A 21,909-nucleotide genomic window follows, 5' to 3' on the forward strand; every position below is an offset into this window, starting at 1 on the left:
TATACTAATACGCTTGATAGAAATACGATTAATGCTGTTAATACTACCGCTCCGCTTGCTGATCCTAAGAAGTCACCTTTTGTTACATTTAATACTTGCTCGTTGTTCATAATTTTCATTCTCCCTTCTCTTATTTTTATTACAAAACTTCTATTATACTAATACGCTTGATAGAAATACGATTAATGCTGTTAATACTACCGCTCCGCTTGCTGATCCTAAGAAGTCACCTTTTGTTACATTTAATACTTGCTCGTTGTTCATATTATTCATTCTCCTTTTTTATAAGTTATCTATATGTAATTTCTAAGAAATGATTCGTTCATAGTTTTTATGTTAACGTTACATTAAAATTAATTACGTAACGTTTGTAACATTAATGTAACATAACTATTATTACGTTGCAATATAATTACGTAATTTTTATTACATTTTTTTTACGTTTTTTATCAACACATCCTAAAAACCTTTATTTATAGCATTTTTCAACACTTATATGTTTGTAATATTAATGTAACATTACAGTTACAAATAGAAATATAGCATTATATCTACTTAGTTTTGTTACAAAATCATTCTTAACTATATAAATAGGAAAATTTACTCAAGCCGTGTATATATGTTTCCTTTTCATAACTATGTATAATGAAAACAAAGAGGTGGTCATTTTGAAATTAATCGCACTAGATATGGATGGTACACTATTATCATCTAATCTTGAAATCTCCAAAGAGAACTTACAAGCTATCCAAACTGCAAAAGAAGCCGGTCATATTGTAATGATTTGTTCTGGTCGTGCAAAAGAGGATGCTTTAAAACTATTGGAAGAATATCAACTCTCTCTTCCAGTTGGGGCAAGCAATGGGGCAATTGTTTATGTGGATGGAAAGGTAATTAACTCGCGTTGTTTACAAAACGATAAAGTGTACAAGCTTGCAAAGTTACTAGAATCTGAAGGATTTCCATATAAGTTGTACACAAATAAAGGGGTTTATTCTCCTTATACATGGCAAGACCAAGTGATGCAGGCATTCGAAGAGAACAAGCATACACTAGATGTTACACTTAAGGAACTTGAAAGAATTACAGAAAAACAAAAGAAATCAAACTTAATTACTGATTTCCAAAAAATCGAAGATGTTGTAAATAATCCAGAATTAGAAATATCTAAATTCTTCATTTTAACATTTAATGCTGCCCATCGTTCGCAGCTATTGCAAACTTTACAAGAAGATACGGACATTTCAGTTACAGCATCAGCCCCTACTAATGTAGAAATTATGGATAAGCATGGTCATAAAGGAAATGGGCTACAAGAAATGGCAGCTTATTTCAATATACCAATTGAAGATACTGTTGCAATCGGTGATAACTTTAATGATGTGCCAATGTTACAAGTAGCTGGCTTATCAGTTGCAATGGGTAATGCTGAAGAGGACGTAAAAAAATTATGTGACGTTGTTACATTAACGAATAATGAAAACGGTGTTGCTCACGCAATTGAGCAATTTGTATTGAAACAAACTTCATCAAGTAAATAAAAAAAGGGCTCTTTCACATTTTGAAAGAGTCCTTTTCTTTTACACATGATGACAAGCAACAAAATGATTTTCACCAACATTACGAAATTCCGGTACAGCTTTTCTACAAACCCCTGTTGCAAATGGGCAGCGTGTATGAAAACGGCAACCTGAAGGTGGATTCGCTGGACTTGGAATATCCCCCTCTAAAATAATTCGCTCTCGTTTCACCGTTGGATCTGGTATTGGTACAGCTGATAACAATGCTTTTGTATACGGATGAAGTGGATTTGCAAATAATTCATCACGAGGCGCTGTTTCCACAATCGTTCCTAAATACATAATCCCAATTTTCGTACATAAATGCTCCACAACACTTAAATCATGTGAAATGAATAAATAGGATAATCCCTTTTTCTCCTGTAATTCACTAAATAAATTAATGATTTGTGCTTGAATAGATACATCTAATGCCGCAACAGGTTCATCAGCTACAATAAATTCTGGATCTAATACCATTGCCCTTGCAATAACGATACGTTGACGTTGTCCTCCAGAAAATTCGTGCGGATATCGGTCAATATGATACGGAGCTAAACCACATAACTCCAGTACCTCTATCACCTTTTCACGGACATTTTCTTTCGTTGCTAGTCCGTGGGCCAACATCGGTTCCCCAAGTGCTTCTCCAATTCTCATTCTTGGATTTAATGAACTAAATGGGTCTTGGAAGACAAGTTGCATATTAGGACGATGCTTTCTTAGTTCCTCTTTTGATAAACTATGAACATCTTGACCTTTAAATTTCACTTCACCTTCTGTTTTTTGAACGAGACGGAGAATTGTTTTCCCTATCGTCGTTTTCCCACTTCCAGACTCCCCTACGAGGCCAAACACTTCTCCTTTATCGATTGTAAAGCTTACTCCATCTACCGCTTTCACATGTCCAATCGTTCTACTAAATACGCCGCCTTTAATCGGAAAATATGTCTTTAAATTTTTCACTTCTAATAATGGTTCACTCATTATTCCGCACGCTCCTCATATAGCCAGCAAGCCACTTTATGATTCTCATCATGTACATTCAGATTTGGTGCTTCGTTTTTGCATATTTCCATGCAATGCTCACAACGACCGCTAAAGTAACAAAACTCATCTAAGCCAACTAAATTCGGAACTTGCCCTGGAATAGAATAAAGTTTATCTGTTCGTTTCCCCATTACTGGTTTTGATTTTAGCAACCCTTTCGTATATGGATGTTTAGGATTTTGAAATAGCTCTACTACTGGCGCTTCTTCAATGACTTTACCACCATACATAACAACAACGTAATCGGCCATTTCCGCTACAACACCTAGATCATGTGTAATTAATAAGATAGACGTTTTAAATTCCTCTTTTACTTGTCTTAATAAGTCTAATATTTGTGCTTGAATCGTAACATCAAGAGCTGTTGTCGGTTCATCTGCAATTAATAACTTTGGATTACAACTAAGCGCAACAGCAATCATAATACGTTGTAACATTCCACCGCTCAGTTCGTGAGGATAAGAATGTACAATTTCATCAGCACGAGCTATACCGACTTTACGAATTAATTCAATTGCTTTTTTGTATGCTTCGTTTTTGCTAAGTAGTTCATGCTCCCTTAACGTCTCAACAATTTGCTCTCCGACAGTGAAGACTGGATTAAGCGATGTCATCGGTTCTTGGAAAATCATCGCGATATCATTTCCTCTTAAACTACGGAGTTCTTTCTCTTTCATTCCTAAAAGGCTCTTTCCTTCATAAAGAATATCGCCACCAACGATGCCACCAGATTCAGCAATAAGTCCCATAATAGATAAGGCCGTTACACTTTTCCCGCAACCTGATTCGCCTACTACACAAACTGTTTCACCTTCTCGAACTGAAAAGCTAACATGATTAACAGCCTTTACTGTACCTTCTTCCGTCTGAAAGTGTGTTTGTAAATCCTTTAGCTCTACTACTGCTTTACTCATGCTTCCTCACCTACCGCTTCATCTTTGGATCTAATGCATCACGAAGTGCATCGCCAAGTAAATTAATTGATACGACTGTTATAAAGATTGCAAAACCAGGTGGAATCCATAACCACGGACGTTTTTGGAAATCGATTAATGAGTTTGCTGCACTAATCATATTCCCCCACGATGGTGTAGGTGGAACGACACCAAGACCTAGGTAGCTTAGTGCAGACTCCCCTAAAATAGAACCCGCAACACCTAATGTTGATACAACAATTAATATTGGCAAAACATTCGGGATCAAATGATATACGATTTTCCGGTAATCTTTTATCCCGAGCACGTCAGCAGCTTGCATAAACGATTGTTCTCGAAGCGATAAAATTTGACCCCGTACGAGACGAGCAAGTCCTGGCCAACCTACTAAACTTAAAATAATCATAATGACATAAAGACGATAATCAGATGGTACTTTCCATTCTGATAAAATAGCCCCCATTATAATAAGTAACGGTAATCCTGGCATCGACATTAAAATATCGGCAAGACGCATTATAATATTGTCGACGATACCACGGTAAAAACCTGCAATAGCTCCTAATAAAGCACCTAGTATAACTGATAAAACCATTGAAGCTAAGCCAATTGTTAACGAAATCCGCCCCGCTTGCATAAGCCTCGTTAAAATATCCCTTCCTAATTGATCTGTACCAAGCCAATGAGAAAAACTAGGTGGTTTGTTAATTAGCGTAACTTGTATTTTTCCTGATGCATACGGTGAAAAGAATGGACCGATAAAACAAAATAAAAACATAAAAATTAATGCATAAAACCCTATAAGTGCCATTTTATTTTTCTTTATCCTTTTAAAAGCTTGTCTCCACGGCGATGATTCATTCCGTCTTTTCTTTTTTGCTTTTTTCTCTGTAATTGCTGTAACAGTTTCCATCTCTCTCCCCCCTTACTTCAACCGAATACGTGGATCAACAACGGCATATACAACATCCGCTAAAAAGTTTGAAACAATTGTCAAACAAGAAAGAAACATCGTAAATGCCATTAATACTGTATAATCACGGAAATTAAGTGCTTCCAATTGAATATTACCTATACCTGGCCAGTTGAAAATTTGTTCAATAATAATTGCCCCTGAAAACAATCCTGGTAACTCAAATGCAAGCAATGTAATAGCCGGTAAAATTCCATTTTTTAATGCATGTTTATAAATAACGGTCTTCTCTTTTAAACCTTTTGCTCTAGCCGTTCGAATGTAATCTTGTCTCACAACCTCTAACATACTCGTTCTAAAATAACGAGTTAATGAACCTACTCCAAGAAGAGTTAAAATAAACACTGGTAAAACCATATGCTTTGCAACTTCTATTACGTAAGTAATCCCAGTTGAGTTACTCCCAACATCAATCATTCCGCCTATCGGTAATAACTTAAAGTCAACCGCGAACACTTTAATTAAAAACAAACCGATAAAGAATGAAGGGAATGACATCGCTGCAAAGACACCAATTGTTACAAGCTTATCAAATAAGGAATGTTGCTTTGTCGCGGAAAATACACCGATAATAAGTGCAATTAGCCAAATAAAGAACAATGCAATAACCGCTACAATAAAAGAATTCCAAATAAATTTATTTAATAATGACGTTACAGGTTCTTGATATTGAAGCGAAAAACCAAAATCCCCTTGCAATGCATTACCTAACCAATGAAAATAACGCTCAACGATTGGCTTATTTAATCCATATAATTCCCTAAGTTCAGCTGCCCTTTCTGGTGTAATCTTTGGATTTGAATCAATATAATCCCCTGGAAGAAGCGCGAACAAAAAAAAGATAATAACTGACGTACCCAACAGTGTAGGAATCATTTGTAACAACCTACGAACGATATATGTTTTCACCCTTTTTCTCTCCAATCTTATGCCTAAAATAGAAGAACATTTTTTCAAAGCGGTACATTACTAACCGAATGAAAAAATGTCTTCTACTTATACATTCTTATCGTTATTTTTCAATAGATAATACTGGTAAGTTTGCACTAATACTATTGTATTTTTCAGGGTCAATTCCTTTTATATTCCCGTTGTATCCAGTAATTGTTCTACGATAGTTTAATAGAATTACTGGTGGATCATCACTTAACTCTTTATATAATTCTTTATAAATCGGTTTACGTTTTTCAATATCAACTGTCTCAATACCTTTTTTAATTAGCTCATCTACTTTCGCATTTTTATAACCAAGACTCTTCTCATTGACACCAGATAAATATTCACCAGCTGTTTCACTTGGATCACTTGTAATCGGTGTCGAAACAGAAGCCAAATCATAATCACCTTTGTTTACCTTCGAAAGCATAGTATTAAAGTCCATAAATTCAGGATTAAACTCTACACCTATCTCTTTATAATTCTCTTTCGCAATTGGAATTAATAAATCACTATCTTTAGCCGAACTTGGACCGAAATAAGAAAGCTTTAATTTTTGACCATCTTTTTCACGCACTCCATCCGAACCAACTTTCCATCCTGCTTCATCTAATAATTTTTTCGCTTTTTCTTTGTCGTATTCATATTTATTAACCCCTTCTTCCGTATAGGCCCAAGAAGTTGGATGAATTGGTACATTAGCTACCGTACCGTATCCTTTTAATGCTGTATCAACATACTTTTTACGATCTAATCCGTAAATAAGTGCTTGGCGAACCTTTTTATCCTTTAAATACGGCTTATTATTATTCATATAAATATAACTAAATGATGCCGCCGTTTCGATTTGAATGTTCGCGAATTGTAAACCTTTCGCCTGCTCAAGAATTTCATCACCAGTACCTAGGCCAGTGTAGTCAACTTCGCCTGTTTGGAACAATTGTAGTTTCGTATCACCAGCAGTAATTTTATAAATGAAGTTTGGAATTTTCGGTTTACCTGCATAATAATTTTCGTTTGCTACAAATCGAACTTCTTGGCCTGGAATATACTTTTCGAATTTATATGGGCCCGCAGCTATCGGTTTTCCATATAACTCTTTTAAATAGTCTAAACTTGTATTTTGTTTATAGTCTTTTCCATAATAAGCTTTTGATAACACTGGACCACCTAAAGCAGTTAGTGTTTGAGAGTTAACTTTTTCAGTCGTAACTTTAATTGTCTGTGGATCTATAACTTGAAGACCTTCAATAGAAGTTGCTTTTCCTTCTTTATATTCTTTACCACCTTTAACCGCGTATTGAGAAATGTCTATTTCACCTTCATATGCCTTATCATGTAAAAGCGTCAATGTGAACGCTACATCATCTGCTGTTAATGGCGAACCATCACTAAATTTTAAATCTTTACGTAAATGGAATGTATATGTTAACTGATCAGAGGAAACATCCCACTTCTCAGCTAATTCTGGAATTGGTTTTCCTTGTTTATCTGTTGATACAAGAGATGCAAAAATAACAGACGTTACGTTTCCATCCCAACCATTTTGCTGGAAGTATGGTAAAAAGACACCACCTGGTTTATTAATTCCAACAACTAACGTGTCTTTTCGATTTTTTGCTTTATCAGGTACTTTCGTCTTATCTGTAGCAGCAATCTTTTCGATTTTTATATTCTTTAAATCTTGCTGTTTAACTGGTTCTGTAGAAGCCGTATCTTCCTGTCCCCCACAAGCAGATAACACAAACGAACTACTCAGTAATACTGAAAATACACCAGCCCATTTTTTTGTCTTTGTCTTCATTGTCCCCACCCTAACTTTTTTTAATAATTACACTTTATGAACTGCTTGCCTTATGTATGCCTCCCACAGCAACATTTTATAGCCAATCGGAAAAGTCGGTTTTAAACGCAAAAAAATAGATGTTTTTGAGGGGTAACAATCTTATTCCGACCTTTCCGGTAGACTTTATGGTTATTAGCTTATATCGTTCACTATATTTTGTCAATTCTTTCTATATAAATATTTTTAAGAATTTTTTAAAAATTATTGATCAATCTTTAATTTAGGTAAACTTAGCAAAAAATTTATTCTATTATCTAATAGCCCAGCATAGAATAATAACAATTAACTACCAAAAAGGGGGCGAAAATATAGACAACCTATTCCAATATGTCCTGCACTATGTGTTATTAACAATCATGATAGTCGGGGCATTATTACTATTCCCATTCTTCCCAAAGTTCGTCCTCTTTTTAGCTTTTTTCGTTATGTTAGGGATCGCAATTATTATCTCTATGAAAGAAGACGATACACAAAAAGAAAGCAGAGTTCAGCGCTTAAAGCTGTAACTCTGCTTTCTTTTTTTCAGTCGTAACGTATTCTCGTTAAACCAATTACGAAAAATACTCCTGCAAATAAACTGAGTATACCAATATATCCTCCTATATCTGCTAATGTGCCTCCCCTTACAATTAGCTCCGTAAAGCCACGCATTGCCCACGTTTGCGGAACAAAATTTGCCGCCGCCTGCATCCATACCGGCTCAATTTCGATTGGCCAATAAAGACCACTAATCATACATGTTGAAATTACAACGATATTACCTAGTGCGGACTGCTGTTCTGTTGTTTTTACGATACTTGCCAATAATAAAGCTAGACCAATGACCGCTAATAACAATACTGAAACAAGTGTAATAACCCCTAATAAATCCCCCCACTGCACATCAAATAATGAATACGTTAATATCATTAAAACACCAAATTGAATCCACCCTATTAAAAAGAAGGAAAGGATATATCCTGCTAGTATTTGAACTTTTGAAACTGGCGCTCCTAATAAACGAGACCAAACACCAAGTTGTCTAGCTTTCAAAATAGTTCCCGTCGCACTTAACATGACAATCATGACGAATAGAATTGAAAAACCTGCAGCTCGCCCTGTAACGTTATTTAACTTTTGATCATCATGTAAAATCGATTCTTTTTGAATCGAAACAGGATCTACTTTTGTATAAATTGTTTCATACATCGTTTCCCACGAAGTGTTACTTTTCTTCTCAAAATCTCTTGCTGCACTAACTTCTATCTCCATCTTTTTTAATGCACTTGCTAATACTTGCTCCACAGAAGTTCCACCAGTAAAATCAGCACTAGCTTGAAATTCGATATTTTCTACCTTTCTATCTAGCATACTCTTTTGAAAATCTTTCGGAATGATGATTATACCCGATGATTTCTTGTTTTCGATCCTCTGTTTCCCTTCCCCATACGTTACCTTCTCTATAGAAATCAAATCACTTTTCCTTATTTCCTCATAATACTTGCTAGATAATACAGAACCATCTTTATCTACTAAACTAATATTTACTTTCTCATTCCCACTTCCACCTAAAAGCCCACCGAAAATGAGTGTGAAAATAATAGGCATTCCAAACATGAGTATATAACTTTGTGGCTTAATTAAAATTTGTTTTAATTCTAGCCAACAAAGCGCCCAAACCTTCTTCATCATTTCCCCTCCTATCTCGTACGTAAACGTAACGTTCCAATCATAACGGAGATAATTCCTGCACTACATAAACTTAAAATAACAGGGAGCAGCACATCCCAAGATGTTCCCGACATAATATTTAAGAAGCTCGTAAGCGCCCATTTATTCGGAGCAATGTTCGCAACTGTTTGAAGTGTATCGGGAAATACGTAAATCGGTAACATTGATCCTCCTAATATAGCTAGTATTTGAATACCGATTCCCCCCATTAAATCTGCCGTTTTTTCCTCACGAATAAAGGCTGCAATTAACATAGATAAACCAGAAACACAAATTGCATAAGAAATTCCCAACACTACTATTTGAGGCACGTCTTCGCCCCATTCCACATGAAACATAAAGTGTGTAGCAACTATAAACATTCCAAATTGTATACAGGCAAATAGTAATGTACCTAAAAACTTTCCGAATAAAATTGAAAATGAGCTCGTCGGTGTACTGAACAAACGCGCCAACGTTTCAGTTCGTTGCTCTGTTACAACTGACTTTGCACCTACTGTTATGTTATATAGTAAAAACATGACTAACATCGCTGCCGCATAATATTGCATCGCCGCAATTGTTTTTTTACCTATCGTTCCTCTTTCGATGTTATCCGCACCTGTAGTTGCTATCGTCTGTAGACTTCCACTTACCTCTTTTGCAACTTGTGCTACATCACCCTGCTGAGATTTTGCTAATTCTGTTACAACACTTTTAGTAGACACTGCGACTGTTTGAACACGTTCTGAAAAAGAGCGGATCATTGACTCAGCAATTTTCGCTTGTATATCTTTTGATGGGTCTATAAGCACCTTTGGTTCTTTTAATTTTCCATCTTGTACTTGTTCGCTCCATTTATTTGGGATGACAATTCCTACATCGATTTTCTTTTCCTTTAACATATCTTCAAGCTCTTCCTGGGAGTTAACTACCTTTACTTTCACATCATCTTTTATTTCTTTAGATTGCAATACATCTTTTTGAAAGACATCTGCAAACTCATCCGTTCCCTCTTGATAATAGCCAATTACTGTTTTCGGTAGTCCACCACTATCAAATACATTACTTAACGCTGAACCTAAAATCGCTGTTAATAAAAGCGGCATAAGTATCATCATCATAAATCCGCGGCGATCAATTAAACGGATTTTTAAATCTTTCCATGCAATAATGAAACTTTTCATCTCGCACTAACCTCCTTAATCACGCAGTGAACGTCCTGTTAATTGTAAAAAGAGTGCCTCTAAATTCGGTTCTTGTACTTCCAGTTTTAAAATTTGAGCGTTGTTCTCAACAACTACTGACACAACCGTGCCAATTGCCTCGCCACCATTTAGTCCAATATCAATCGTGCTATTATCTTCGTCAAAAATAATCCGCTCAACAACAGGTAGTGCTTTCAACTTTTGTAGCAGTTCCGTACTATAACGATTTAATTGTAATTTCACTATAAACCCATCTGTTAGACGATTGCATAACTCTCTTTTCGTTCCTAGTGCAATTACCTTTCCGTGATCAACGATGGCAATTCGCTCACATAAATACTCAACTTCTTCCATGTAATGACTCGTATAAATGACCGTCATACCTTTTTCATTTAATTTTTTAACCGTCTCTAAAATATGATTTCTCGATTGTGGATCAATCCCGACTGTCGGTTCATCCATAATTAATAACTCTGGTTCGTGCATAAGTGCTGCACCAATATTAATACGCCTTTTCATTCCACCTGAAAATGTTTCAATTTTATCTTTTCCCCGATCCTGTAAACCGACGTAAGCTAACACTTCCTCTGCCCGCTCCTTTGCAGCTTTTCCATTTAAACCGTACATCTTTCCCCAAAAAATCAAATTTTCCTTTGCTGAAAGTGTCGGATACAGCGCAATGTCTTGCGGGACAATACCGATTTTCTTTTTTGCTTCTAATGGATACTCTTTTACAGATTTCCCACCAACTTTTATATCACCACTATCGTATGGAATTAACCCGCAAATCATTGATATCGTCGTTGACTTCCCTGCTCCATTTGGACCAAGCAATCCAAATGTTTCACCCTTTTTCACTTCAAAAGAAACACTCTTTACAACTTCCTTCTTGCCAAATGATTTCGTAATATGATCAATGACTAACATATTGATTCAGCCCCTTTGCATTCATCTACACTTTCATTGTAGAAAAATTTCTTCTTCTCTCCATCAGTCTTGAGATAGAAATACAAAATAAAAAAAGCAGCAAATTTTGCTGCTTTTTCACACTTATATATGCCAAAAGTCATGTGTATGTCGTAACACCATATCTTACTGCGTATATTGCTGCTTGTGTTCGATCTCTCAGTTCGAGCTTACTAATTAAATTAGAAACGTGATTTTTTACAGTTCCCTCTGTAATGAATAACTTTTCAGCAATCTCTTTATTATTTAAGCCAAGCCCAATTTCCCTTAAAACATCTACTTCACGCTCAGTTAATTGTTCTAGTTGTTCTGGTGGGGGGCACTCTACTGCTACTTTTGTCTTTTTTAATTCCTTTACAATTTGCGCTGTTATATCTTGAGGAAGCACAGCGCCTCCACCGTGTACCGTTAAAATAGCTTGAACGATTGCATCCGTCTCCATGTCCTTCAATAAATATCCGCTCGCTCCTTGCTCTAATGCTTCAAAAATAAGCTCACTATCACTAAAAGTCGTTAACATAAGAACCTTTATATGAGGAAACTTTTCTCTAACTAAACGAGTTCCTTCAACACCATTCATACGAGGCATCCGAATATCCATCAAAATAATTTCAGGCTGTAATTGTTTCACCTTTTGTACGACTTCATCCCCATCACTAGCCGTCCCCACCACTTCCAGTTCCGGACGTAAATTTAATATCATTGCCAATCCATCACGAATCAGTGATTGATCATCAACAATCATAATTCGAATCATAACGCTCCCCCTATTATCCATGTTTTTTCTCGGAGCGGGAATTCGATTTTTAGGCGAAAACCTTTTTCTATTTCACTCTCAAATTGAATGATTCCACCATGCTCCTCTACACGTTCTTTCATATTAAGTAACCCAAACCCAGGGCTTACTTCATTGACTCCCATACCATTATCCGAAATACATAACTTAACTTGTTCCACTGAACAAACTAAACTTACTTCACATAAACTAGCTTTCCCGTGACGTTTTGCATTCGTTAAAGACTCTTGCATAATACGAAGTAACGTAGGCTGTAGTGACAACGGAATCACAACCGGATCCCCTTGTAATTGAAAAGATACTTGTACTTTCGTCGCTTTAGAATATCCATGTAACATTTCACGCATATTCTCTATTATGTTCCCTAGTTTACTTTCCTCTTTTAAGGCATGCACAGAAGCTCTCACTTCTTGAAGTGATTTTCTAGCTAATCCATGACATGTATGTAAAACCTCTTCCGTAGCGTCCGATTTTTGTTTCCATAAAGCCTCTGCTAGTTGTAACTGAACAAGTAAAGCTGTCATATTATGACCAACTGTATCATGAATTTCTCGGGCAATATCATTCCTCTCCCGAACGGCAGTCAATTCTTCCACCTCTTTAGCATATAGCCGTAATTGTTCATGTGCTTCTTTTAAAGCTGTATGAGATAATGCTAATTTCCCATATTGCTCATCTACCATTTGCCGAGCAGCTGTAAGTTTTTTTATTAAGTTTCCAGCTAAAGCACTGAAAACGATGAACATAAAGTTAATTGCATTACTCTCCAATTCCAGACTCCCTGTATGTTGGTACGTATGCATTATATTTATAAACCAACAAAGAAAGAAAAAAGCGATAAAAAAATAAGTCGTACTTTTACGCCAATCATGAATAAATAATCCTATCGCATCAATTCCAAATATAATTAAATACAAACATGTCTCGGGAAATAAAAATCCTAATAACGCTGTGACAATACCGTTTGCGATCAAGGTATAAAAAACGAGTTTTCTACCCCCTTTTTCTTTTACAAGTAAAATATGATTCACAATATAAATGAAAAGTGCAATGCCGACAAAAATTTGTAAATTTGCTGTTTCACGTGAAACATGATTTGCGTAAACTAAACAAATCATGACGATTGTAGCAATCCGCGCGTATCCTAACATAAAATTCTCCTCACGTTTCCGTAGCATAAAGCTCATTTTCTTATCATCCCAATAAGAAAATTATACCAATTTTTATCTCTTCGTTATACAAAAAAAGAGCAAGCCCTCCCTCAAAATATGAGAAAACAACTTGCTCTTTTTCATTCTATTTTCTTTACTCCACAATATTCTCTAACTCATTATATAAATCTGCTCGTAACAACTCTTTTTTCGTTTTTTCTTCATACAATTGTTCAAGCATTTCAACATCAACTACATTTTCCATTTTACATTCAAGTGCATATATATCTTCTTCTATATGCATTAACTCGTTTTCAATTTTCTCTAAACTTCTAGACTCCTGCTTTTTTATAGGTATCATTTCTAACGCTTTACTCCCTTGCTGCTTCTGTTTCACTACTTGCTTCTCAATTCTTTCTTCCCACTTTTGACGAGCCCATGCATAATTCCCTGCAAACTCAAATAATTTGTGCTCATCAATCCAATATGTCTTTTCAAATAATTTATTTAAGAAATAACGATCATGTGAAACAGTTAAAATCGTCCCATTATATTGTTCAAGTGCTTCCTCTAAAACTTCCCTTGATTCAATATCAAGATGGTTTGTCGGTTCATCTAAAATTAAAAAATTGATGTCTTGATACATAAGTTGCGCGAGCCTTAACCTCATTTTTTCTCCACCACTAAGTTGCGTGACTTTCTTAAAAACAGCTGGACCATAAAATAAAAATCGAGCTAATATGTGTCTTGCTTCTCCCTCTGTTACAGCTACACACTCTCTGAAAGCTTCCAGTACATTGTTCTTCATATTCCCATACGCATGCTGCGATAAATAACCGATTTTCACACTACTACCAATCCGAATTTCTCCAGCATCTTGCTGTATTTCTTCTAGTAGTAATTTTAATAACGTAGTCTTTCCTGTACCATTACGTCCAACGATAGCTGCGCGCTCCTGAAAACGAATATGCAAATTTGCTTTCTCGAATAAAGCTCTGTCAGCAAATCCTTTGCTAACTTCTTTCATTACAACAACATCTTTTCCGCTTCTCTCTTGCCCTTCAAACTGAAGTCCCATCTGTTTTCTTTCCAAAATGGGTCTCTTTAATTTCTCTATACGCTCTAATGCACGTTCCATATTTCTCGCTCTCTTATGCAATCCTTCATTCGGAGGATTCGCTTGATTTGCCCATTCACGTAGACGCTTAATTGCTTCTTTCATTTTCTTTATTTTCTTTTGCTGTTCTTGATAAGCTTGAAATTCCTGAAGCAATCTTTCTTCCTTTTCCTCAACAAACTGTGAATAGTTCGTATGATATACGTGAATTTCTCCATCTTCTAAATCAAAAATTTTCGTTACAACTTCATCAAGGAAATAGCGATCATGCGAAATGACCATAACTGTTCCTGTATACTCTTTTAAAAATTGTTCTAGCCACTCTACGGCAAATAAATCTAGATGATTTGTTGGTTCATCTAATAAAAGTAAATCTGGTTTCTGCAATAGCATATACGCAAGACTTACCTTTGTCTGTTCACCACCACTTAATTCCGTAAATAATCGAGAGCATAGTTCCGCCACTTGTAAACCATTTGCTACCTTCATAATATTTGCTTCTATTTCGTAACCACCGAGAAATGCGAATCTTTCTTGAATTATTCCGTATCTCTCCATTAATTTTTCTAAAGCAAATGGTTCCAGCTCTTCCGCCATATTCTTTTCTAAAGCATGCATTTCCCTTTCTAATTCCTTTTCTGCTTTAAAAGCAGAACTTAATACATCATATACGGTTATTCCATCATCAAACTTTGGAATTTGTGCCACATGACCAATACGTGTTCCTTTCTTCATATGGATAGCTCCTACATCCACATTCTCCATCCCTGTTAGAAGCTGAAAGATCGTCGTCTTCCCACTTCCGTTACGACCAACTAAACCAACACGTTCACCATTCTTTATTTCAAGCGATATATTTTCAAATATAATGTTTCCACCAAAGGATTTCGTTATATTGTTCACACTACAAATTGTCATTTTCCGTACTCCTTTCAATATAAAAAACCATGGGAAAGAAACGTTCCCCATGGTTTTTGGCATAGAAAAAGGAAGCTAAATAGCTCCCTTTTCACACGTTTTATCAAAAATGGGTGAAGAGATTTCTATCGTTCAATAGCTACTATGCAATTGTTAAAAAAGGGCATACGTATCCCGTTAACAACTACATCATGAAAAATTGCACGACAAATATAGATATAATCTAAAAATTTTGCGCGCGTAGCTAAAGAACATTTCATCTCATTCACTCCTTTCGTACGGAATTTAATACTTACTTCTTTATTATACTTTCCCATTTCATGTTTGAATAGTCATTTTTCTGAAAATAATGAAGATAGACTAAACATTTCAATAAGTGACATCAAATCTTACAAAACTGTTATGTTCACGTAATGGAAAGCGATAGTACGAAAAGATGCCTCCCTATACAATAAAGATGTAAACAAGAGAGACAAATAAAGGAGGAAACAATCATGATGAAAGAAATCGTAAAAGCAATCTTTGAGGTATTAGTGAACGGACAAGCAGTTGTAAAAGAACTAAACGAACTATAAAAAGGAGTGAAGAGATATGATGAACATGGTAAAAATGATCTTGCATGCTTTAGTTGATGCGAAAGCAGTTAGCCAAGAATTAAATGAACAATAAAAAGGGGTATATGAATATGAAGAAAGCCATTATTGTAATCGCAAGTACAGCAATTGCTTTATACACAATGAAAAATAGAAAAAAGAAACAAAATGAAAATACTCTATATTATCCATACACATTATTAAAGAAAAAATAAAAGACAAGGTACCCTATTGTAATGAGGATATCTTGTCTTTTATTTTTTGCTCTGTTTCCTTTAAAGGATTTCCCCCTCCCTTTCCCGAATGTATTAGACGGCAGTTTTACACACATTTTAAAGGGGTATAGAGAAATGGATACACAACAACTTTATTTTTTGAATGATATCGGCAAACAAAAACCAGAAAGCATTCGTAACAGAAGCGCTGCTTGTCCTTTTTGCGACAGAGAAAATTTAACTGATATTTTAGCAACCGAGGGCTCTATTATTTGGTTAAAAAATAAATTCCCTACATTAAAAGATACATTTCAAACTGTGCTAATCGAAACCGATAATTGTGATGATCATATCGCAACATATACAGAAGAACATATGAGATCACTAATTCGTTTCTCCATTAAACATTGGTTAGACTTACAGGAACGTAATGAATTCACATCCGTTATTTTATATAAAAATCACGGCCCATTTTCAGGCGGAAGTTTGCATCATGCACATATGCAAATCATCGGAATGAAATATGTAGACTATCTAGAAAACGTAGAGAAGGAAAATTTCCAAGGGGTAATTGTACAAAAAAACGAGCGCATTGAACTTAATATTTCAGAGCGTCCCATTATCGGTTTTACTGAATTTAACATCATCATTGAAGATATTTCATTTATAGATGAAATGGCAAATTACATTCAGCAAACTGTATGTTACATATTAACGGATTTCCATAAAGGGTGTAGTAGTTATAATTTATTCTTCTATCACCTGAACGGAAAAATCATTTGTAAAGTTGTTCCCAGGTTTGTAGTTTCACCATTGTATGTAGGATATAAAATACCGCAAGTTTCTACAAAACTTGAAAATGTGAAAATACAACTATCGCAGTATTTCACAAGACAAAAGGATTAAACTATTCAAAAAAAACAGAGTAGGTATAGAAAACCTACTCTTTTATTACGCCTTTATTTCGATAGTATACATCCTCTAATCCGACGTTATACTTCATATTGCTATCCGTCCACTCTGGTCCTAAATTTCCTGGCCATCCAGATGTATTCGCTATATATTTTAGTAATGCAAAATCAGTCAAACCTTTTTGCACCCCACGTTTGTACCCTTTCATTAAATGCGGCATTGCAATTTGTGCATTTATACGTGGATCTTTCAACTCTTCATCCGTTAAATGATCTGGTGCAAGCCCACCACCGCGATGTAATTGAAACAATCCAAATGAAGTCCCGTTATCTCCAACGCTTCTTGGATTTAACCTACTTTCATGTTCGGCAATTGTAAGAGGTATCCATTCCGGAAGATTTACTTTCTTTGCTTCCTCTATAATGATCTGTTTCATCTGTTTTGCTTCCTCTGAATCAACATAGCTTGTCTCATTCATTAGCTTACCCATTCCTTCAGACTTACCTTGGAAATATAAATACACTCCAAGAACAACTAAAAATCCTACAAAGAATTTCTTCACTACCTCTACCTCTTTCTCCGCTGAAATTTGTCCCCTTTCAGCCTTCCCTTTACAATTACCTAAACTCTATCACTCTCTTACTCTTTAATCATAGCAAATAATTGTACATATTATCATCATGCTTTAGACCGATTTTGTGAAAAAACATATGATAAATACGTGCAAAAATGTAACTTACATAGACTACAATTCGTTTTTTGTATATAATTGTAAATTGAATTATTATATATAGAGAATAGGAGCATACAACATGAAAAAATGCCTAATATTCTTATTCAGCATTTTACTACTCATCCCTATACACACCTCTGCGCAAACATCATCAAAACCAAAAGTACTTATTTTGTATAGTACAGAGGACGATAAAATTACAAATAATGTACAAATCCTTAATACTCAGTTAGGACATTTTACAAATGATATAACAGTAAAAAGTTTGAAGGAAGTAAATGAAATTACTGAATCATCACCTTATACACATATTGTTTATATCGGAGAGAAAAAAGAAGATTTTTCTATTGCAGCAAAACAATTTCTAGAAAAATTCTCAGGTCCCGTATTAGTGTTAGGACAAAATGTTGAACAATTATCTAATCATTTTTCTTTCATTACATTGAAAAGCGATGATGTACGAGTTAACAAAATTGAATATCCAAGTAAGAAGCTAAAAAACACCTTAGAAGAGGAACGATTAATTCAATCGTTTGATACGAACGGAACCATTCTTGCTAATGCGTTCAGTTCAAACGGAACCCACCCATTAATCATTCAGCAAGGAACATCTTATTATGTTGCAACTCCAAACCTTTTTGATTAGATGTCTCATTACGTCGGTGAAATGTTATTTTCTTATTTCGGACAAAAACCTAAAACAAATAAAACTTCAGCTTATTTACGTCTTGAAGACATTCATCCAGCTGCAGATGTAAAGCAATTAAAAGAAATCGCTGAATTACTAAAAGAGAAAAAGCTTCCTTATATGATTACTGTTATCCCTGTTTACAAAGATCCAGACACAGGAAAAACAGTACATTTAAATGATAACTCTGAATTAATTGATGTTTTACAATTTATGCAAGATAATGGTGGCTCTATCGTTATGCATGGTTACACCCATCAATTTTATGATAGTGAAACTGGAGAAGGTTTTGAATTTTGGGATGTAAAAACTGATCAACCAATTCGGCAACCGAACCATGAAAAGCCAAAAACAAAAGACGATTTTCAATCTACAGAGGACTATAATAAATACGTGGAAAACGGAAAAGCTTTTGAAGAAAAGTATATTAAAGAGCATATTGAAAAAGGGATTACAGAGCTTGTAGAAGCTAAATTGTATCCAGTTGCTTTTGAAGCTCCACACTATACAATGTCTCAAAAAGGATACGAGATACTTTCTCAATATTTCTCTACTTATGTGGGACAACTACAACTAAACGATACAACTTGGAAATCTATGCATTCACCAGCTTATACGAGTACACCATCATTTTTACATGGGATGAAATTAATGCCTGAAACGGTTGGATTTATTGAAGAAGGTAAGCCACAAGATATTGACAAAATGAAAGAACGTGCTTTATCTATTACTAAACTATCCGATGGAATTATCGGCGCATTCTATCATCCTTACTTAGGCGTTCAACCATTAAAAGAAGTATTAAAGGAACTTGAAAGCATTCCAAACGTAGAATGGATTGATTTACAAAAAGAAGCGAATGAAGTAAAAATGAAAGATATTCATATTACTACTAATAAAGACGGCATTCACGTCGACAAGCCAACCACTACGGATGACGTAATTGATTATGTAAAACAATATGGATTCTTCCTTATACTTGGGTTCATTATCATTGTCTTTATTTTATTATTAAAACGTGCGAAAAAATTAGAGTCATAATGAAAAACACCAAGCGAGATGCTTGGTGTTTTTTTAACCTAAATCAAAACGTGGCATTTTATTAATAACCCATTGATCATTTTCATAAATAAATTCTATTTCTACTTCTTCCGTTACATTGTCATAATCGTTATACGTTTCTACCTGCGCCTCTATCTTTCCATCCTTTAACTGTGCAGAAATAATTTTTGTATATTTAGTCCCCGCTTTCGCCCCTGGATCTCCAATAACATAATGCATCGTTCCATTCAGTTCTTTAATATACTGACTCTTCATATATTCTGCTATGAATGGTTTTGAGAAGTACGTAGATAGCGTAGTCTCTAAAGCAACCTTCGTATTATAAGCAGGATTCAGTAATTCTCCATATGAAAAATTCCCCACTCGTTTTGGGCTACTTGTTAGTGCAGCAATTTGAATATTAGTAAGCTCCATTTGTGCATTTAATACTTTCTTTAACATAATGTCATCCGCTAACTTTTTATCTTTTGCTTCGTTTGATTTCTTTGTATCCAGATTCAAAATAGTTCCATTATCCGTATAGAGATACATATCTCCTGCTACAAAGTATAAATAGGATTTAGTTGGTTCGACCGATTTATTATAAATTAACTTTTCCTTTCCACCATTAATTTTCTTCTTATATACTCCATCATTTTTCAAGTAATAAAAAGTATCACCTTTCATATTCATCTGTAAGGCGTCCTTTACTAATAATTCTTCCTTATTTTGTTGGATGTCTATCTCATATATGCCATGCTCAGCTTTGTTTGTTTCAAATGGTAACGAGAAGTCGACCACAGCATATAATTTTTCATTATTATAGGTCGCACTAGAAATTTCCGCATAATTTTCTTTTGACCAAGTTTTATTATCTTTTGTTACTTGTGTTCCACGATTTTTATTCCAATGTAGAATACTATCATCTATCGTCCTGGACCAACCAGAGTTTTTAAATGTCGCTTCCTCTTCTTGTCCTGTTTTCAAATCCATTTTTACAATTCCAACAATGTCAAAACCACCGTGCTCAGAATACTTTTTCGGATAAAATAAAGTTTGGTCTTTTATATAAACATAATTTGTATCTGTTTTTAACGTATCCAGCTTTTTAGAAGATATATCATACTTCATTAACGAGGATAATATTGCATTTCTACCTTCGTCCGTGTTAATAAAATATAAAGATTTATTTTTTATATTTATGTAAGAAGCATTCACACCTTTTACTACAACCTCTGATGTTTGAAATTGATCTTTCGTACGATAAATGCCTCCTGTATTTTTATCACCATTCACCGCATAATAAACCCATCCATCACTTTCTGCCATTTTCCCCTTGTTAGAGCTGTTTCCAACCGTATTCCCTTTTTTCTCACTTTCTTTCATCTGTTTTTCAACTTCTGGATCAATTTGTTCTTCCTTTTTTTCTTGTGCTACGTTTATATTAGTCACTTTTTTTCAGATTCACATCCAAACGCTGCAAATGAAAGCGCCCCGGCCATAATCGTAATAGCTATTTTTTTATATACTTGCCCCATTTTCTCCCCTACTTCCCTCATCAAATTAAACATATGATAAATTATAGAAAATATTAGAAAAAATATCCATAACAAAAAGGATAAGAGTGACTCTCCTATCCTTTCAGATAAAATTGAATTGTATTTTCATATATTGTTTCCGCAACCTTATCAACGGATATATTTTTTATGACACTGATTTCTTCTAGTACCTCTCGAATTATCCTTGGGTGCGTCATAACATCTTTTTGAAATTCCCACGGTCCATCTGTTTCTACCATCATATATTCAAGCGGATAATACGAAACGATTTTTCTAATTTTTTCCTTATGTAAAACATCCGGCGTGATAGAAATATAATAACCATTCCTCATCATCCGTTTCATTGTCGCTTCACTTCCTTTAAACCAATGGAAATGTGCACGTGAAACTTTATATTCTTCAAGTAAGTCACATACAATGTCAGCATCTTCATAAACTGCGTGTAATACAATCGGCAAATCATACTCACTAGCTAGTTCTATAAATCTTTTCAATACTGATATGTATGAATGTATAGTAATACCCGCGTCTTCTTGCCTTAAATAATACGGTAGTCCCACTTCGCCAATCGCAACGATTTCCTCAACATGAGCTTCAATTAATTTAAATATACGCTCACATTCTTCTTTATGAATCGGTTGCTCCGGATGAAATCCTATCGCTGGGTGTATAAAGGGATATTTCTTTGCTAATGATAAAATTTCCTTACATGATTGATAATTCATAGATACTGCAACAAGCCCCTTTATCTCTTTACTATTCTCCACATCTTTAAGTAATCTGCTTTTCTCTTCATCTTTGTATTGATCAACATGTATATGACTATCAATCCATTTCATCTTTATGCCCCCATAAAAAAAACAAGAAAGGATCTCCCTTCTTGTTTTTCATCTATATTATTTAACAACTAAGTTTGTTATTATATCAAATAATCCAATACACACTACGGCAACAGTAAAGTAGCTACAGAAATCTTTAATTGGAAACTTCACTACTTCTTCTTTACGCATCCCATTCTTCTCCC

The 21,909-nt window shown here is 34.9% G+C and carries 20 protein-coding genes and 2 pseudogenes; 5 read left to right on the forward strand and 17 right to left on the reverse strand.

Annotation, left to right across the window (positions count from 1 at the left end):
• The coding region (locus ACTFQM_RS25355) for a DUF3948 family protein (protein ID WP_002074222.1) at window positions 1–119 on the reverse strand (119 nt) is incomplete at its 3' end.
• Window positions 120–153: 34 nt separating this feature from the next.
• Complete coding sequence (locus ACTFQM_RS25360; protein WP_001058532.1) at window positions 154–264, reverse strand: DUF3948 family protein; 111 nt, start codon at window positions 262–264, stop codon at window positions 154–156.
• 404 nt (window positions 265–668) lie between these two features.
• Here ACTFQM_RS25360 and ACTFQM_RS25365 point away from each other — a divergent pair, with 404 nt between their 5' ends.
• Window positions 669–1,541: a Cof-type HAD-IIB family hydrolase gene (locus tag ACTFQM_RS25365; protein WP_440036772.1), complete on the forward strand. Its 873-nt coding sequence runs from the start codon at window positions 669–671 to the stop codon at window positions 1,539–1,541.
• Between the two features lie 39 nt (window positions 1,542–1,580).
• Here the strand turns inward: ACTFQM_RS25365 and ACTFQM_RS25370 are convergent, their stop codons facing one another.
• The 5 genes from ACTFQM_RS25370 to ACTFQM_RS25390 all read right to left on the reverse strand — a co-directional run bounded on the left by ACTFQM_RS25370 (window position 1,581) and on the right by ACTFQM_RS25390 (window position 7,257).
• Entirely contained in the window at window positions 1,581–2,546 is a 966-nt protein-coding gene (locus ACTFQM_RS25370; RefSeq protein ID WP_440036774.1) for an ABC transporter ATP-binding protein, read from the reverse strand.
• Window positions 2,546–3,523 carry an ABC transporter ATP-binding protein gene (locus tag ACTFQM_RS25375; protein ID WP_098304421.1) on the reverse strand — a complete coding sequence of 326 codons (978 nt, stop codon included), beginning with the start codon at window positions 3,521–3,523 and terminating at the stop codon, window positions 2,546–2,548. The genes ACTFQM_RS25370 and ACTFQM_RS25375 overlap by 1 nt, the downstream gene beginning before the upstream one ends.
• A 10-nt stretch (window positions 3,524–3,533) precedes the next feature.
• Window positions 3,534–4,457: an oligopeptide ABC transporter permease gene (gene opp4C / locus ACTFQM_RS25380; RefSeq protein WP_025151084.1), complete on the reverse strand. Its 924-nt coding sequence runs from the start codon at window positions 4,455–4,457 to the stop codon at window positions 3,534–3,536.
• A gap of 12 nt (window positions 4,458–4,469) precedes the next feature.
• Entirely contained in the window at window positions 4,470–5,426 is a 957-nt protein-coding gene (locus ACTFQM_RS25385) for an ABC transporter permease (protein WP_440036775.1), read from the reverse strand.
• A gap of 103 nt (window positions 5,427–5,529) precedes the next feature.
• A complete protein-coding gene (locus tag ACTFQM_RS25390) occupies window positions 5,530–7,257 on the reverse strand; it encodes an ABC transporter substrate-binding protein (RefSeq protein ID WP_440036776.1) in 1,728 nt (575 codons plus the stop codon).
• A 350-nt stretch (window positions 7,258–7,607) separates the two neighbouring features.
• On the opposite strand from ACTFQM_RS25390, the gene ACTFQM_RS25395 reads away from it, so the two are divergent.
• Window positions 7,608–7,805 carry a hypothetical protein gene (locus ACTFQM_RS25395; RefSeq protein ID WP_033719971.1) on the forward strand — a complete coding sequence of 66 codons (198 nt, stop codon included), beginning with the start codon at window positions 7,608–7,610 and terminating at the stop codon, window positions 7,803–7,805.
• 16 nt (window positions 7,806–7,821) lie between these two features.
• On the opposite strand, the gene ACTFQM_RS25400 is transcribed toward ACTFQM_RS25395, so the two are convergent.
• The 7 genes from ACTFQM_RS25400 to ACTFQM_RS25430 all read right to left on the reverse strand — a co-directional run bounded on the left by ACTFQM_RS25400 (window position 7,822) and on the right by ACTFQM_RS25430 (window position 15,404).
• Window positions 7,822–8,967, reverse strand: a complete 1,146-nt coding sequence (locus ACTFQM_RS25400) for an ABC transporter permease (RefSeq protein WP_440036777.1) — start codon at window positions 8,965–8,967, stop codon at window positions 7,822–7,824.
• Window positions 8,968–8,978: 11 nt separating this feature from the next.
• Window positions 8,979–10,175, reverse strand: coding sequence for an ABC transporter permease (locus ACTFQM_RS25405; protein WP_440036779.1), 1,197 nt, complete (start codon window positions 10,173–10,175; stop codon window positions 8,979–8,981).
• 15 nt (window positions 10,176–10,190) lie between these two features.
• The gene (locus ACTFQM_RS25410) at window positions 10,191–11,123 is read right to left on the reverse strand and encodes an ABC transporter ATP-binding protein (RefSeq protein WP_048376270.1); all 933 of its coding nucleotides are present in this window, start codon (window positions 11,121–11,123) and stop codon (window positions 10,191–10,193) included.
• A 139-nt stretch (window positions 11,124–11,262) separates the two neighbouring features.
• Window positions 11,263–11,919 (reverse strand): response regulator, encoded by a 657-nt coding sequence (locus tag ACTFQM_RS25415; RefSeq protein WP_002175363.1) that lies wholly within the window; start codon window positions 11,917–11,919, stop codon window positions 11,263–11,265.
• Window positions 11,916–13,109 carry a sensor histidine kinase gene (locus ACTFQM_RS25420; protein ID WP_440036818.1) on the reverse strand — a complete coding sequence of 398 codons (1,194 nt, stop codon included), beginning with the start codon at window positions 13,107–13,109 and terminating at the stop codon, window positions 11,916–11,918. The genes ACTFQM_RS25415 and ACTFQM_RS25420 overlap by 4 nt, the downstream gene beginning before the upstream one ends.
• Before the next feature lie 154 nt (window positions 13,110–13,263).
• Window positions 13,264–15,195, reverse strand: coding sequence for a ribosomal protection-like ABC-F family protein (abc-f, locus tag ACTFQM_RS25425; RefSeq protein WP_440036820.1), 1,932 nt, complete (start codon window positions 15,193–15,195; stop codon window positions 13,264–13,266).
• Between the two features lie 74 nt (window positions 15,196–15,269).
• Entirely contained in the window at window positions 15,270–15,404 is a 135-nt protein-coding gene (locus ACTFQM_RS25430) for an RAxF-45 family protein (protein WP_002139888.1), read from the reverse strand.
• Between the two features lie 419 nt (window positions 15,405–15,823).
• Between ACTFQM_RS25430 and ACTFQM_RS25435 the strand changes: the two genes are divergently transcribed.
• Together ACTFQM_RS25435 and ACTFQM_RS25440 are read left to right on the forward strand one after the other, a co-directional pair.
• On the forward strand, window positions 15,824–15,952 hold the full coding sequence (locus ACTFQM_RS25435) for a hypothetical protein (protein WP_002175366.1): 129 nt from the start codon (window positions 15,824–15,826) through the stop codon (window positions 15,950–15,952).
• Between the two features lie 135 nt (window positions 15,953–16,087).
• On the forward strand, window positions 16,088–16,858 hold the full coding sequence (locus tag ACTFQM_RS25440; protein WP_440036781.1) for a DUF4931 domain-containing protein: 771 nt from the start codon (window positions 16,088–16,090) through the stop codon (window positions 16,856–16,858).
• Window positions 16,859–16,892: 34 nt separating this feature from the next.
• Here the strand turns inward: ACTFQM_RS25440 and ACTFQM_RS25445 are convergent, their stop codons facing one another.
• The gene (locus ACTFQM_RS25445) at window positions 16,893–17,426 is read right to left on the reverse strand and encodes a transglycosylase SLT domain-containing protein (RefSeq protein WP_440036783.1); all 534 of its coding nucleotides are present in this window, start codon (window positions 17,424–17,426) and stop codon (window positions 16,893–16,895) included.
• 250 nt (window positions 17,427–17,676) lie between these two features.
• On the opposite strand from ACTFQM_RS25445, the pseudogene ACTFQM_RS25450 reads away from it, so the two are divergent.
• Window positions 17,677–19,326: pseudogene (locus ACTFQM_RS25450) on the forward strand (DUF2334 domain-containing protein).
• Window positions 19,327–19,359: 33 nt separating this feature from the next.
• Here ACTFQM_RS25450 and ACTFQM_RS25455 read toward each other — a convergent pair.
• Window positions 19,360–20,864, reverse strand: a pseudogene (locus ACTFQM_RS25455) (DL-endopeptidase inhibitor IseA family protein).
• A 95-nt stretch (window positions 20,865–20,959) separates the two neighbouring features.
• Entirely contained in the window at window positions 20,960–21,724 is a 765-nt protein-coding gene (locus tag ACTFQM_RS25460) for a TatD family hydrolase (RefSeq protein WP_327910354.1), read from the reverse strand.
• Between the last annotated feature and the right edge of the window lie 185 nt (window positions 21,725–21,909).

Source organism: Bacillus cereus group sp. MYBK30-2, from assembly GCF_051915945.1.
GTDB classification, from domain to species: Bacteria; Bacillota; Bacilli; order Bacillales; family Bacillaceae_G; genus Bacillus_A; species Bacillus_A paramycoides.

Coding starts and splice junctions, on each gene's coding strand:
- ACTFQM_RS25360 (WP_001058532.1), bottom strand. CDS start 264: ATGAACAACGAGCAAGTATTAAATGTAACAAAAGGTGACTTCTTAGGA.
- ACTFQM_RS25370 (WP_440036774.1), bottom strand. CDS start 2,546: ATGAGTGAACCATTATTAGAAGTGAAAAATTTAAAGACATATTTTCCG.
- ACTFQM_RS25375 (WP_098304421.1), bottom strand. CDS start 3,523: ATGAGTAAAGCAGTAGTAGAGCTAAAGGATTTACAAACACACTTTCAG.
- opp4C (WP_025151084.1), bottom strand. CDS start 4,457: ATGGAAACTGTTACAGCAATTACAGAGAAAAAAGCAAAAAAGAAAAGA.
- ACTFQM_RS25390 (WP_440036776.1), bottom strand. CDS start 7,257: ATGAAGACAAAGACAAAAAAATGGGCTGGTGTATTTTCAGTATTACTG.
- ACTFQM_RS25400 (WP_440036777.1), bottom strand. CDS start 8,967: ATGAAGAAGGTTTGGGCGCTTTGTTGGCTAGAATTAAAACAAATTTTA.
- ACTFQM_RS25405 (WP_440036779.1), bottom strand. CDS start 10,175: ATGAAAAGTTTCATTATTGCATGGAAAGATTTAAAAATCCGTTTAATT.
- ACTFQM_RS25410 (WP_048376270.1), bottom strand. CDS start 11,123: ATGTTAGTCATTGATCATATTACGAAATCATTTGGCAAGAAGGAAGTT.
- ACTFQM_RS25415 (WP_002175363.1), bottom strand. CDS start 11,919: ATGATTCGAATTATGATTGTTGATGATCAATCACTGATTCGTGATGGA.
- ACTFQM_RS25420 (WP_440036818.1), bottom strand. CDS start 13,109: ATGTTAGGATACGCGCGGATTGCTACAATCGTCATGATTTGTTTAGTT.
- abc-f (WP_440036820.1), bottom strand. CDS start 15,195: ATGGGGAACGTTTCTTTCCCATGGTTTTTTATATTGAAAGGAGTACGG.
- ACTFQM_RS25430 (WP_002139888.1), bottom strand. CDS start 15,404: ATGAAATGTTCTTTAGCTACGCGCGCAAAATTTTTAGATTATATCTAT.
- ACTFQM_RS25435 (WP_002175366.1), top strand. CDS start 15,824: ATGAATATGAAGAAAGCCATTATTGTAATCGCAAGTACAGCAATTGCT.
- ACTFQM_RS25440 (WP_440036781.1), top strand. CDS start 16,088: ATGGATACACAACAACTTTATTTTTTGAATGATATCGGCAAACAAAAA.
- ACTFQM_RS25460 (WP_327910354.1), bottom strand. CDS start 21,724: ATGAAATGGATTGATAGTCATATACATGTTGATCAATACAAAGATGAA.